Raw genomic sequence first — 13394 nt, forward strand, 5'->3', positions numbered from 1 at the left:
CCCGATCCGCCTCCGTAACCTCGCGCCGCGCAATTTGAGGAGGTACCAGGTGGCGAAGAAGGCGGCGGCCAAGAAAGTTGCTTCGAAGAAAACTGCTTCCAAGAAGTCGGCGACGAGAGCATCAAGCAAGACATCTTCCGCCCGGAAGGGCGTTGCTGCGAAGTCGGGGGCGAAGACATCAGGCGCGAAGAGGACCACCCCGCGCGGGCGGGCCGCGGCTCCCCGCCCCAAGGGAGCGCCCTGGCAATGGTCGGCGGTCGAGACCGCTTCTGCCATCCGCTCCGGCGCAATCTCCGCGGTCGAGACCATCGAAGCGCATCTCGAACGGATGCGCGCCGTCAATCCGAAGCTGAACGCGGTCGTCGTCGATCTCTCGGAAGAGGCGTTGAAGGCTGCGCATGCAGCCGACAAGCAGCGCGCCAGGGGCGGCGAGCTCGGTCTCCTGCACGGCGTGCCCGTAACCATCAAGGAAAACGTCGATTACGAGGGACGACCGAACTTCAACGGCGTCCCCGCCAACAAGGACCTCGTCGCGCCGTCGGATGCGCCCGTGGTGCGCAACCTGAAGAAATCAGGTGCGATCGTCATCGGGCTCACCAATACGCCGGAATTCTCCTTTCGCGGCTTCACCGACAATCCCCTGCACGGGCTGACGCTCAATCCCTGGAATCCCGACATCACCTGCGGCGGCTCGTCGGGCGGCGCGGGCTCGGCGGTCGTCGCCGGCATCGGTACCATCGCCCATGGTAACGACATCGGCGGCTCCTTGCGCTGGCCGGCGCATTGCAATGGCGTTGCCACCATCAAACCGACGCAGGGACGCATCCCCGCGTTCAATGCGAGCGCCACGGCCGAACGGCCGATGCTGGCGCATCTGATGTCGGCGCAGGGGCCGCTGGCCCGTCACGTCGACGACGTCCGTCTTGCACTCGAGGTGATGAGCCGGCGCGATCCGCGCGATCCGTGGTGGGTGCCGGCGCCGCTGGTCGGCGAGAGGCCGAAGGGGCCGATCAAGGTGGCGCTGGCCAAGATCCCGGAGGATATGGAGGTCGATTCGTCCGTCACCGCGGCGCTGCGCCAGGCGGCGGACCACCTCGAACGTTCCGGCTATCGCGTCAGCGAGGTCGAGGTGCCCGACATCAACGGCGTCTGGCAGACCTGGTGCGACATCATCACCAACGAGACCGTGGTGTTACAGGAGGCCGGCATGCTGAAAGTCACCTCCGAGGACTTCCATAAGGCCTGGGGCGGCATGAAGGCCAAGGCGAACGTGCTCGATCTCAAGGCCTGGATGCAGGCGACCGCCGCGCGCAACGGCCACATCCGCGCCTGGCAATTGTTCTTCGAGGAGTATCCGGTCGTGCTGGCGCCGACCACGGTGAAGCCGACGCCGGGCCCGCGCGACGACACCGTCAGTGCCGAGCGCGTGCAGGAGATCTTCTGGGGCGAGATCCGCTTCATCTCCGCGATCAACGTGCTGGGCCTGCCCGGCGCCGTGGTGCCGGTGGCGTTGCACGACGGCAAGCCGATCGGCGTGCAGCTCATTGCCGGGCGCTATCGCGAGGACCTCGCGCTCGATGCGGCGGCCGCGATCGAGAAGCGCGCCGGCGTGCTCGCGCATCGGCTGTGGGAGAGCATGTAGTCCAAGCTCTTCGTCGCCGCATGGGCGGCGCCACCTTTCTCCGCAAGGAGAAGGCGTGGCGCCCTCACTGCCATGCGGGTCGAACTTCGTTAATGCGCTTTAACCCGAATCCCGGCCAATTCGCCGACAAGCGTTAGGGTTACTTCCTCGATCTCTATGCGAATTATTGTCCGCTTTACCACCCGCCTCTAACACGGGGGCGGCGGACAACGCACATGCCTCATTCTAGGCCAATAAGTGCGGCCCGCACCACGCGGAGGTGGCACGATGCGCAACGAGACGATCGCTATTCACGCCGGTTACGAGCCCGAAGCCACCACGCACGCGGTCGCCGTGCCGATCTACCAGACCGCGGCTTACGCCTTCGACAGCGCCGATCACGGCGCGGCACTCTTCAATCTCGAGGCCGAAGGCTTTCGCTATAGCCGTATCGCCAATCCGACCAGCGCGGTGCTGGAGAAGCGTATCGCCGAGCTCGAAGGCGGCGTCGGCGCACTTGCGGTCGCGACCGGCCAGGCGGCGCTGCATTTCGCCTTCGTCAACGTCGCCGATCACGGCGGCAACATCGTTTCCATGCCGCAGCTCTACGGCACCACGCACACGCTGCTCTCGCATATCCTGCCGCGCCAAGGCATCACCGGCCGCTTCGCCGAGAGCGACAGACCGGAGGCGATCGAGAAGCTGATCGACGAGAACACCCGCGCGGTGTTCGCCGAGACCATCGGCAATCCCGCCGGCAATGTCTGCGACATCGAGGCGCTGGCCAAGATCGCGCATGCGCATGGTGTGCCGCTGATCGTCGACAACACCGTCGCAACCCCGATTCTGCTCAAGCCGTTCGACTACGGCGCCGACATCGCCGTGCACTCGCTGACCAAGTTCCTGGGCGGTCACGGTACCACGCTCGGCGGCGCCATCGTCGATTCCGGAAACTTCCCCTGGGCAAAATACGCCGACCGCTTCCCCGCCTACAACAAGCCGGATGCCTCCTATCACGGTCTCGTCTATGCCGAGCGCTTCGGCAAGACCGCCTATATCGAGCGGGCGCGCAGCGTCTATCAGCGCGCCATGGGCTCGGTGCTGTCGCCGTTCAACGCCTTCCTGCTGCTCCAGGGCATCGAGACCGTCGCGCTGCGCATGGAGCGCCATGTCGAGAACGCCCGCAAGGTCGCCGAATTCCTCCGCAAGGATTCGCGCGTCGCCTGGGTCAATTACACCGGCTTCCCCGACAGCCCCTATTATCCGCTGGTGCAGAAATATCTCGACGGCAACGCCTCCTCGCTGTTCACCTTCGGCATCAAGGGCGGGATGGAGGCGGGCAAGTCCTTCTATGACGCGTTGAAGCTGATCACGCGCCTCGTCAATATCGGCGATGCCAAGTCGCTGGCCTGCCATCCGGCCTCGACCACCCACCGCCAGATGTCGGCAGAGCAACAGCGCGTTGCCGGCGTGCTACCGGAAACCATCCGGCTCTCGATCGGCATCGAGCACGTCTCCGACATCATCGAGGACATTGACCAGGCGCTGGACAAGGCTTGCCGGTCAGCGCGCCTCGAGGCCGCGGAGTAGGCGGCGGCGCCCATGACGATCCTGATCGACAGGGATCAAGTCATCTCGAGCCCGGCGCTGGTGCCGGCCGAACGCGATCTCGCGCGCAATCACGGCGGCGAACTCACGATCGGGCTCGTCAACAACATGCCGGATCCGGCGCTGAAGGCGACCGAGCGGCAGTTCCTGAAGCTGCTTCAGGCTGCGGCCGGTCCGCGCCGCATCCGCCTCCACTGCTTTTCGCTTCCAAGCGTGAAGCGCTCACCGGAAGCGAAGTGGCATGTCGAGAGCGAATATTCCGATCTTTCCGACCTGAAGCGCCAGAAATTCGACGGGCTGATCGTGACGGGCGCCGAGCCGGTTGCGCCCGAGCTCGACCAGGAGCCGTATTGGCACGACCTTACCGAGCTCATCGACTGGGCCAAGGGCAACACGCGCTCGGCGATCTGGTCGTGTCTTGCCGCGCATGCGGCGGTGCTGCATCTCGACGGCATCGCGCGGCGGCGGCTGCCGGCCAAATGCCACGGCATCTTCGATTGCGACGCCGTGACGAGCGATGCCCTGACGGTCGCCGCGCCGGCCCCGTTGAAAGTGTCGCATTCGCGCCTGAACGAACTCGCGGAGAGCGATCTGGCGCAGGCTGGCTATCAGGTGCTGACCCGCTCGGCTGAAGCCGGCGTCGACGTTTTCGTTCGCCAATATGCCAGCCGGTTCGTGTTCTTCCAGGGGCATCCGGAATACGACGCGCTGTCGCTCCAGCGCGAATATCTGCGCGACATCGGCCGCTACCTTGCGCGGGAGCGCGAGACTTATCCGCGGCTGCCGGTGAGCTATTTCGACGCAGCGACGGAAGACAAGCTGGGGCGCTTCGAGAAGAAGGCGGTGCACCAGCGCCACCCGGCGCTCACCACCGAGCTGCCCGGGCTGAATTTGCGCGCCGATATCGACGCCGGCAGCGCGGCGGCAGTCCTTTTCCGCAACTGGGTGCAATACCTCAGTATGGAGGTCGAAGCGCCGGTCCTTGCACCTCAGCCGAAGGTATTGGTTCCGCGTTAGGATTACTCAGGCGTTAAGCTTGCCTCAACCGGCGCGCGAATGTTTCAGTACAGACCTACGTCAATCACGGGAAATGCGGTCGTGTGGTCGGCACTCCAGGGACGCGTGAGCAATCGGCTGGCCCGGCATTTCCGTGCCGCGCCGCATCGGCTGCCCGCGCATGCGCCGATCGTGAGCTTCACCTTCGACGATGCCCCGGATAGCGCTGCAGGCGAGGGCGCCGCGCTTCTGGAAGAGCATGGCGGCCGTGGTACGTTCTATCTCGCCGGAAGCCTGATCGGCCAGCCCTCGGACCATTGGCTCGGCCTGTCGGATGACGCGATCGTGCGGCTTCACCGCGCCGGTCACGAGATTGCCTGCCACACTTTCTCGCACCAGAGCTCGGCCAACCTCGACGAGGCCGCGATGGCGCGCGAGATCGAGCGAAACCGCACTTATTTTCGCAGTATAGATTCCTCGATCAATCTGGAGAATTTCGCCTATCCCTACGGAATTGCCTCGGTCTGGCGCAAGCCGCAGCTCGCCAAGGCCTTCCGCTCGGCGCGCGGCATCCTTCCCGGCGTCAACAGCGACGTCATCGATCTCCAGTTCCTGCGTGCGTCGCCCCTGGTCGATTGCGAGATCGACAAGGCAGGCGTTGATCGCTATTTCGATCAGGCGGTGGCGAGCGGTGGATGGCTCATCTTCTATGGCCATGACGTCGCGGACGCGCCGAGCCCTTATGGCTGCACCCCGGACCTGATGCGTCATGCGCTGGAAGCCGCCGAACGGCGCGGCATGCCGATCGTGACGGTGGCGGAAGCGCTGCGAAGGATCGGGGCGTAGTCTCTTCTTCCCTTCTCTCCCTGCGGCCCTTGTGGGAGAAGCTGGCAAACGGCCTTGCCACGCCGACGCCGCCATGCGACTGGCCTTGTGACGAATCTCACGGCTTGGTTCCAACCCTCTCATGTCCGCCCCTTCCACCGCCCCACTGCTTCCGCCGGCCAACGGCCGCGACGCGCTGTCGGTGCTGCATTCGGTGTTCGGCCTGCCGGGTTTTCGCGGTTCGCAGGGCGAGATCGTCAGGCATGTCACCGATGGCGGGAATTGCCTGGTGCTGATGCCGACCGGCGGCGGCAAGTCGCTGTGTTACCAACTGCCGTCACTGCTGCGCGAAGGCTGCGGCATCGTGGTGTCGCCGTTGATCGCCTTGATGCGCGACCAGGTCGCCGGCCTGCTCGAAGCCGGCGTCAATGCCGCTGCGCTGAACTCGTCGCTGACGCCGCAGGAGGCATCCGACATCGAGCGGCGCCTGCTCGCAGGCGATCTCGATCTGCTCTATATCGCGCCGGAACGCCTGGTGACGCCGCGCTGCCTCTCGCTGCTGGCGCAGGCGAAGGTGGCGCTGTTCGCGATCGACGAGGCGCATTGCGTCTCGCAATGGGGCCATGACTTCCGCCCCGAATATGTCGGCCTCTCCATCATCGCCGAACGCTTCCCCGAGGTGCCGCGCATCGCGCTGACCGCGACCGCCGACGAGTTGACGCGCAAGGAGATCGTGGCGCGGCTTCAGCTCGCGGACTCGCCGCAGTTCGTCTCCAGCTTCGACCGGCCCAACATCCGCTACGAGATCGTCGACAAGCGCAGCGCGGTGTCTCAGCTGAAGGACTTCATCCGGGAGCGGCATGCCGGGGACGCCGGCGTGGTCTATTGCCTGTCCCGCAACAGGGTCGAGGAGGTCGCCGCCGCGCTCGACGAGGCCGGCATTGCTGCGTTGCCCTACCACGCCGGGCTCGATGGCAGCGTTCGCTCGCGCAACCAGGATCGCTTTCTCAACGAGGACGGCATCGTCATCGTCGCGACCGTGGCGTTCGGCATGGGCATCGACAAGCCCGACGTGCGCTTCGTCGCCCATCTCGACCTGCCCAAGAGCATCGAGGCGTATTACCAGGAGACCGGCCGCGCCGGACGTGACGGCAAGCCGTCGGCGGCCTGGATGGCCTACGGCCTCTCCGACATCGTGCAGCAGCGCCGCATGATCGACGAGTCCAGCGCCTCGGACGAATTCAAGCGGGTCTCGATCGGCAAGCTCGATGCGCTGGTCGGCCTGGCCGAGACCGCTCAGTGCCGGCGCAAGCGGCTGCTGGCCTATTTCGGTGAGGCGGTTACCGCCGAGAATTGCGGCAATTGCGACAATTGCCTAACGCCGCCGAAGATGCGCGACGGCAAGGTGTTGGCGCAGAAGCTGTTGTCCTGCGTCTATCGCACCGGGCAGCGTTTCGGTGCGATGCACCTGATCGACGTGCTGATCGGACGCTTGACCGAGAAGGTCACGCAGTTCGGCCACGACAAATTGTCCGTGTTCGGCATCGGGCGCGAGCTCAACGAGAAGCAGTGGCGCACCGTGTTGCGGCAGCTGGTGGCGATGGGGCATTTGCTGAGCGACAGCGAAGCCTATGGCGCGCTGAAGCTGACCGAGACTGCGCGCGGCGTGCTCCGCGGCGAAACCGAAGTGTGGCTGCGCGAGGAGGCGCCCGACACCCGCATTCGCGCGAGCCGCGGCAAATCCCGCCGCGGCGATCTCGCGCCGGCGGCCAACGCGCCACAAGGCGATGTCGATCCCGAACTGCGCGCGCGGCTGCGGTCCTGGCGTTCGGACATTGCGCGCGAGCGTGGCGTGCCGGCCTATGTGGTGCTGCACGATGCCACCATCGACGGCATCGTCCGGGCCTGGCCGACCACTCTCGACGAACTCCGCAACGTGCCCGGCATCGGCGACAAGAAGCTCGAGCATTACGGCGACGAGCTGCTGCAGATCGTCAGGACACGGTAGGGCTACGGCCTCATTCAGTGTGCCGCCTCACCCATTCCGGAACGCATAGGCGTATCCGTTCAGCGCGGGCGCACCGCCGAGATGGGCGTACAGGATCTTCGCGCCCTTCTCGAAATAGCCCTTCTGCGCGAGATCGATCAGGCCCTGCATCGACTTGCCTTCGTAGACGGGGTCGGTGATCATGCCTTCGAGACGCGCGGTGAGGCGGATCGCCTCCTTGGTCTCTTCCGACGGCACGCCGTAGGCGGGATAGGCGTAGTCCTCGATCAGCACGACGTCGTCGGCGACGAGATCCTTGCCGAGCTCGACGAGCTCAGCGGTGTTCTTCGCGATCTCCAGCACCTGTGCTTTGGTCTGCGCCGGCGTGAAGGAGGCGTCGATGCCGATCACTTTTCGGGCGCGGTCGTCGGCGGCAAAGCCGACCAGCATGCCGGCATGGGTCGAGCCGGTGACGGTGCAGACCACGATGTAGTCGAACTTGAAGCCGAGCTCGGCCTCCTGCTTGCGCACCTCTTCGGCGAAGCCGACATAGCCGAGACCGCCGAATTTGTGCACGGAGGCGCCGGCGGGAATCGGGTAGGGCTTGCCGCCCGCAGCCTTCACTTCGTCGATCGCCTGCTCCCAGCTCTTGCGAATGCCGATGTCGAAACCGTCATCGACCAGGCGTACGTCGGCGCCCATGATGCGCGACAGCATGATGTTGCCGACACGGTCATAGACCGCGTCCTCGTGCGGCACCCAGGCTTCCTGCACCAGGCGGCACTTCATGCCGATCTTGGCGGCGACCGCCGCGATCATGCGGGTGTGGTTCGACTGCACGCCGCCGATCGAGACCAGCGTGTCGGCATTCGAAGCGATCGCATCGGGGATGATGTATTCGAGCTTGCGCAGCTTGTTGCCGCCAAAGGCGAGGCCGGAATTGCAGTCCTCGCGCTTGGCATAGACCTCGACATTGCCGCCGAGATGTTTTGACAGCCGCTCCAACTTCTCGATGGGGGTCGGGCCGAAGGTCAGCTTGTAGCGCGGAAATTTGTCGAGCTTCATGGGTCATCCCGGTTGGCGTTGGTGTCGGCATCTGCCTAGCATCGCGCCGGAAGAAGGTGCTCTCGAATGTTGCGCCGATATTGCACTGTTTCTTGCACTCAGGCGAATAATGCTGATAAACCTTCCAAGATATAGCCATCCTATGGAAGCTTATTTCATGGCCGCCCGGCTTGATCGTATCGACCTTAAGATATTGAGATTGCTGCAGAACAACGGTCGGCTCAGCAACGCCGAGCTGGCCGTATCAGTCGCCATCAGCCCCGCCACCTGCCATCGCCGCACCCAGCGCCTGTTCGAGGACGGCTTCATTGCCGCCGTCCGCGCCATGGTGGCGCCGAAGAAGGTGGCGAAGGGCACGCTGGTGATGGTCGGCGTCGTGCTCGACCGCTCGACCCCGGAGAGTTTTGCGGCGTTCGAGCAGGCCATCGCAAAGCTCAAGGTCGTGCTCGACTGCCATCTGGTCGCCGGCGATTTCGATTATTTCCTCAAGATCCGCGTCGGCGACATGGACGACTTCAACCGCATCCACGGCGAACTGCTGATCGCGCTGCCCGGCGTGCGCCAGACCCGCACCTTCTTCGTGATGAAGGAAGTCGTCGACAACGCGCCGCTGGAATTTTGAGCGCGCCCTTGAAGCGCAATGCGCGTCGTGAGAGATTCGCTCGATGCAGACATTCCCCTTCCGCCACCCCAATCCGGCCGGGCCGGTCTATCGGCGCGGCTGGGTCGACGAGGCCGTGGCCGCGATCGAGGCCGACCAGTGCCGCACCGCAGACACGCATCTGATCCGGCTGATCGTGCCGGCGCTGTCAGGCATCGACATCTATCTGAAGGATGAGTCGACCCATCCGACCGGCAGCCTGAAGCACAGGCTGGCGCGCTCGCTGTTCCTCTACGCGCTCTGTAACGGACACATCCGCGAAGGCACGCCTGTGGTCGAGGCGTCGTCGGGATCGACGGCGGTCTCGGAAGCCTATTTCGCGCAGATGATCGGCGTACCTTTCTACGCCGTGATGCCGCGCACGACCTCGGCGGAGAAGATCGCCGCGATCGAGCATTATGGCGGCAACTGCCACCTGATCGACGATGGCCGCGCGCTCTATGCGGAAGCAGCCGCGCTCGCCGCGCGCCTGAACGGCCACTACATGGACCAGTTCACCTTCGCCGAGCGCGCAACGGACTGGCGCGGCAACAACAACATCGCCGAATCGATCTTCACGCAATTGCAGGGCGAGCCGCGGCCGCTGCCGGACTGGATCGTGATGGGCGCCGGCACCGGCGGCACATCGGCCACCATCGGACGCTATTTGCGCTACCGTCAGTATCCGACGCGGCTCTGCGTCGCCGATGTCGAGCATTCCGCCTTCTTCGATTGCTTCCGCACGCAGGACCGTTCTCATGTTTGCGACCGCCCGTCGCTGATCGAGGGTGTCGGCCGGCCGCGTTGCGAGCCCTCCTTCGTGCCTGGCGTGGTCGATCGCATGATGAAGATCCCGGATGCAGCCACGATCGCGGCGATGAACGTGCTGTCGCGCCGGCTGCGACGCCCGGTGGGCGGGTCTACCGGCACAAATTTCCTGGCGCTGTGCCGGCTTGCCTCGGAGATGCGGCAGGCGAACGCGACGGGGTCGCTGGTGACGCTGATCTGCGATTCCGGCGAGCGTTACCGGCAGACCTATTACGAGCCCGAATGGCTGAAGGCGCGCGGTCTCGATCCGGCACTGTTCGAAGCCACTCTGTCGTCGTTCCTCGCGACAGGTGAACCGCTGACGCTCGCCGTCGACGATGTCGCAAATCCCCAGAGCGCGTAGGGCTCGGGACGACATGGTCGAATTTGTCGGAACGCCCGCTTGGCGTGCGATGTCACGGCAACTTCACTTGCGTTGCGCGCATCTGCGGGCAAGCGTCGTGTTCTCAACGAGGAGATCTCCGCCGTGCGCCTTCCCATTCTGGATCCGAAAGACCTGAGCGCTGAACAGAAGCCGCTCTATGACGACATGCGGGCCGGCATCACCGACCATTTCAAGGGCTTCGTGAACATGCGCGACGACGGCGCACTGCTCGGGCCCTGGAATCCCTGGATCCGCGAGCCGCGCTTCGGCGGGCCGGTGTGGGAGCTGGTCAAGGCGATCGCGTCGAACCCGCTGCTGCCGGCCCCGGTGCGCGAGGTCGCGATCCTCGTCACCGGCTCGCATTTCCGATCCGGCTACGAGCTCTATGCCCACGTGCTGGTCGCCGAGCAGCGTGGCCTCTCCGACGAAAAGCTTGCGACCATCGTCGCCGGCCAGCGGCCGGTGGATCTCACCAAGCAGGAAGCCGTCGCTTACGACATGGCCTCGGCACTGGTGAGCGGCGGCGTGCTGCCGGAGCTGACTTATCGGGCTGCGGTGAAGGAATTCGGCGAGCACGGTGCGGCCGAGCTGTCCTATCTCGTCGGCGTCTATTGCATGGTCTCGGTCACGCTCAACACGTTCGACGTGCCGGTGCCGGACTAAGCGCCGAGGCCTCGATCACTCCGCCGCCTTGCTTGCAGGCGGGGGAGGCGCGAAGGCGATGCAGCGGTTGCGGCCCTCGGCCTTGGCCCGGTAGAGCGCGCGATCGGCCGCGCTCATCAATGCGTCGACGCCGGACATGCTGACGGTGGCCTCGGCGATGCCGATGCTCACGGTGAGGCTGAACTGAATCTCGCCGGCGGCGACCTGTGCGCTCATCACGCGCTTGCGGATGCGATCCGCCACCGTCCTTGCACGAGACAGGCTAGTCTCGGGCAGAAGAACCGCAAATTCTTCGCCGCCGAGGCGCCCCACGATGTCCGACTTGCGCTTGCCGTCGAGGCACGCGGCCGCAACCGCCTTGATCGCGGCGTCGCCCACGGCATGGCCGTGGCGATCGTTGACCGACTTGAAGTGGTCGATGTCGAGCATCAGCACCGAGACGGAGCGATAATAGCGCTGAAACCGGCTCCATTCGGCAGCCAGGCACTCAAGAAAGTGGCGGCGGTTGTAGAGACCGGTGAGCGGGTCGGTGGTCGCGAGCGTCTCCAGCATCGCGGCCTTTTGCGTCAGGTCGGTGATGTCGACATAGGTCAGCATCCGGCCGCCATTCGACATCTTGGTGCAGTGGGCCCTGATGCGCCTTCCGTCCGGCGTCTGCAGGTCGCGGACGTGGTCTCCGGCCTTGACCTCCGCGACGCGCTTGGCGGGAAATCGCGTCAATTCACTAGCTGGCAGATTCGGCGCGCTGGCGCGATGGGCCCGGCTTACCAATGATTCATAGGTCGGATGGCCGTCGGCCTCCCGTTCGCTCACGTCCCAGAACCGTCGCATTCGCCGGTTCATGAAGCTGGCGTTGAGATCGCGGTCGAGCAGCAGGACGCCGTCCTCGACGTTCTCCAGTGCGTCGCGCAGCAACTTCAGCTGGTCGGAGTAGCGCACGATGTCGGTGACGGGCGTATAGGTCAGCATTCGTCCGCCGTCGGGCAGAGGCGTGCAATGCATGCGAACGACATCGCCGCCGGAACGGCGCAGATCGAGCGGGGACGCATCACCCGCCTGCACCTGACGAACACGCTCGCCCACATAGGATTCGAGATCGGTCTGCGGAATCTCATAGGCGCGCGTATCGCGGCCGTGATGCATCAGCGTCACGAATGACGGATTGCTGTTGGCGACTTCATCCGGCAACAGCCACATCTGCCGGAACGCGCGATTGATCAATTGCGCGCGGAGGCCGGCGTCCAGCAGCACGATGCCGAGGGGCACGAAATCAAGGGCCGCGCGAAGCGCCAGCATTTGCCCGCGCATCAGCGAGTCCGTGCTGCGCTCTTTCGCGTTGCTCGTGAAGGGTTCGGCTTGCTCATCCGCTCCGAGTGCGACCCCGACCTGCCGATCCGACCGCCAGAGGACGCGGCAGGAACGGATATCCTGGCTTGAGATCCTGAGCTGGAACTGCTCGGGTACGCCGACGCTGCTCTGCATCTCCAGCGTCGCGCCATCCTCGGAAATGCGGCGAATGACGCAATCGATGGTCGATTGCCCGAAATTGAAGATGATCTTGCCGGCCAGGAACGTTCGCTCCGGTACCAGACGGGGCATTTTGAACCTCCCACACGAAACCGGTCCAGTTTCGCGCAAGCATCTTGCCGAGAGGTAACGTGGTGAGCGATCTCGCGAAGGCGATTAACAAGCGGTTCATGCGTCGGGAGTCGCGAGGTGCGGTCAGGGCGTTTGTTTACCTGATATCCACCACGACCGCCGTCAATTGCGCACCGCATAGAGCGGCGTCCGCAACGTCACCTGATAGGACGGCTTCGGCATCCACGCGATTTGCGCGGTGATGCCGAACACCCGGTTGTCGTTGTCGTCCATGCGATCGAGGTCGAGCCGCAGGATCGGTTGCGTGAAGGACTCCGCCAGCGTCCTCCCTGCGATCTGCGCGCCGCCGAACGACTGCACGCCGAGGCGTCCGGTGAACTTCCAGTTGCTCGGCCATTGGTAATAGCCGCCGGCATAGAGGATCGTGTTCGGCCGGATGCTTGCGAACGGGCTGGCGATGGTGGTGTAAGTGTATTGCATGCCCGCGAGCCAGCCCCGCGTCTCGTCCTCGTCGAGCGCGTAGTCGAATTCCAGGATGTTGTTGAACGAATTCGTCATGCCCTGATCGTTGGGCACCGACTGCGTCAGGGTCGATTGCAGCGTGATGGTCGGGATCGGCCCGCCGTTCTGCTGATAGAGGTCGGCCTGCACGCCGATGTTCCAGCTCGTGACGTCGAACGTCGACCAGCCGCCGCCGATGTCGGTCGCCGAGCCCGACACGCCACCGTAGAGCGAGACGCGATCGTTGACGTCGACGGTCAGCGGCAGGTCGACGGCAATCGATTTCGCGGCCGGCAAGCCGTTCGGCAGCGTTGTGCCTCTGCGTACCGCCAGGGCTTCGAGCGCGGCCGACAAAGACGTACTGCCGAAGCCGAGCCCGAGCGTTCCCGCCGGAATCGTCGCATAGATCGTGCGGAGATCAAGGTAGATGTTCGGGACCGCTGGTTTTGCCGGTGTGTCCTCCTCAGCTTCGAAGGAGAAGGCGGTGCTGGCCGAAATCGCCAGACAGGCCAGTCCCATCGCGATCGCGCGCAAAGCCTGATGATACGATGGGCTGTGCTGGGACACGTGACAATCCGGCGTGTAGGGCTGCGGTGGCAGGATCGTGTGCTAGATGGAACGTGATCGTTGCCGCGGTCAAGCGCTATCCGCGAACGATGGACTGCATCGATGCGCGCAGCTACCCTGTCGTGATTGC

11 protein-coding genes are annotated in these 13394 nt (G+C 64.7%); 8 read left to right on the forward strand and 3 right to left on the reverse strand.

Annotation, left to right across the window (positions count from 1 at the left end; genetic code table 11):
* Nucleotides 1–49 precede the first annotated feature (49 nt).
* The 5 genes from CIT40_RS02920 (at nucleotide 50) to recQ (ending at nucleotide 7058) form a co-directional block, all read left to right on the forward strand.
* Entirely contained in the window at nucleotides 50–1642 is a 1593-nt protein-coding gene (locus CIT40_RS02920; RefSeq protein ID WP_094890991.1) for an amidase family protein, read from the forward strand.
* Between the two features lie 267 nt (nucleotides 1643–1909).
* Complete coding sequence (locus CIT40_RS02925; protein ID WP_094890990.1) at nucleotides 1910–3211, forward strand: O-acetylhomoserine aminocarboxypropyltransferase/cysteine synthase family protein; 1302 nt, start codon at nucleotides 1910–1912, stop codon at nucleotides 3209–3211.
* A gap of 12 nt (nucleotides 3212–3223) precedes the next feature.
* On the forward strand, nucleotides 3224–4246 hold the full coding sequence (gene metA, locus CIT40_RS02930) for a homoserine O-succinyltransferase MetA (protein ID WP_094890989.1): 1023 nt from the start codon (nucleotides 3224–3226) through the stop codon (nucleotides 4244–4246).
* Nucleotides 4247–4327: 81 nt separating this feature from the next.
* Complete coding sequence (locus CIT40_RS02935; protein ID WP_094890988.1) at nucleotides 4328–5071, forward strand: polysaccharide deacetylase family protein; 744 nt, start codon at nucleotides 4328–4330, stop codon at nucleotides 5069–5071.
* A gap of 121 nt (nucleotides 5072–5192) precedes the next feature.
* Complete coding sequence (gene recQ, locus CIT40_RS02940) at nucleotides 5193–7058, forward strand: DNA helicase RecQ (RefSeq protein WP_094890987.1); 1866 nt, start codon at nucleotides 5193–5195, stop codon at nucleotides 7056–7058.
* A gap of 27 nt (nucleotides 7059–7085) precedes the next feature.
* Here the strand turns inward: recQ and CIT40_RS02945 are convergent, their stop codons facing one another.
* The gene (locus CIT40_RS02945) at nucleotides 7086–8102 is read right to left on the reverse strand and encodes a 1-aminocyclopropane-1-carboxylate deaminase (protein WP_094890986.1); all 1017 of its coding nucleotides are present in this window, start codon (nucleotides 8100–8102) and stop codon (nucleotides 7086–7088) included.
* Between the two features lie 157 nt (nucleotides 8103–8259).
* On the opposite strand from CIT40_RS02945, the gene CIT40_RS02950 reads away from it, so the two are divergent.
* From CIT40_RS02950 to CIT40_RS02960, 3 genes are all read left to right on the forward strand, one after another.
* A complete protein-coding gene (locus tag CIT40_RS02950) occupies nucleotides 8260–8724 on the forward strand; it encodes an Lrp/AsnC family transcriptional regulator (RefSeq protein ID WP_094891077.1) in 465 nt (154 codons plus the stop codon).
* Nucleotides 8725–8767: 43 nt separating this feature from the next.
* Nucleotides 8768–9913, forward strand: coding sequence for a PLP-dependent cysteine synthase family protein (locus tag CIT40_RS02955; RefSeq protein ID WP_094890985.1), 1146 nt, complete (start codon nucleotides 8768–8770; stop codon nucleotides 9911–9913).
* Nucleotides 9914–10036: 123 nt separating this feature from the next.
* Nucleotides 10037–10597 carry a carboxymuconolactone decarboxylase family protein gene (locus tag CIT40_RS02960; protein WP_094891076.1) on the forward strand — a complete coding sequence of 187 codons (561 nt, stop codon included), beginning with the start codon at nucleotides 10037–10039 and terminating at the stop codon, nucleotides 10595–10597.
* A gap of 15 nt (nucleotides 10598–10612) precedes the next feature.
* Here CIT40_RS02960 and CIT40_RS02965 read toward each other — a convergent pair whose 3' ends face one another.
* Entirely contained in the window at nucleotides 10613–12196 is a 1584-nt protein-coding gene (locus CIT40_RS02965; RefSeq protein ID WP_094890984.1) for a sensor domain-containing diguanylate cyclase, read from the reverse strand.
* A 162-nt stretch (nucleotides 12197–12358) separates the two neighbouring features.
* Nucleotides 12359–13231 carry a hypothetical protein gene (locus CIT40_RS02970; protein WP_094890983.1) on the reverse strand — a complete coding sequence of 291 codons (873 nt, stop codon included), beginning with the start codon at nucleotides 13229–13231 and terminating at the stop codon, nucleotides 12359–12361.
* Nucleotides 13232–13394: the final 163 nt, after the last annotated feature.

It is taken from the genome of Bradyrhizobium amphicarpaeae (assembly GCF_002266435.3).
GTDB lineage: Bacteria > Pseudomonadota > Alphaproteobacteria > Rhizobiales > Xanthobacteraceae > Bradyrhizobium > Bradyrhizobium amphicarpaeae.

Bases quoted from the DNA above. Each gene is read 5' to 3' on its own strand.
- metA (WP_094890989.1), top strand. From the start codon at position 3,224: ATGACGATCCTGATCGACAGGGATCAAGTCATCTCGAGCCCGGCGCTG.
- CIT40_RS02950 (WP_094891077.1), top strand. From the start codon at position 8,260: ATGGCCGCCCGGCTTGATCGTATCGACCTTAAGATATTGAGATTGCTG.
- CIT40_RS02955 (WP_094890985.1), top strand. From the start codon at position 8,768: ATGCAGACATTCCCCTTCCGCCACCCCAATCCGGCCGGGCCGGTCTAT.
- CIT40_RS02965 (WP_094890984.1), bottom strand. From the start codon at position 12,196: ATGCCCCGTCTGGTACCGGAGCGAACGTTCCTGGCCGGCAAGATCATC.
- CIT40_RS02925 (WP_094890990.1), top strand. From the start codon at position 1,910: ATGCGCAACGAGACGATCGCTATTCACGCCGGTTACGAGCCCGAAGCC.
- recQ (WP_094890987.1), top strand. From the start codon at position 5,193: ATGTCCGCCCCTTCCACCGCCCCACTGCTTCCGCCGGCCAACGGCCGC.
- CIT40_RS02945 (WP_094890986.1), bottom strand. From the start codon at position 8,102: ATGAAGCTCGACAAATTTCCGCGCTACAAGCTGACCTTCGGCCCGACC.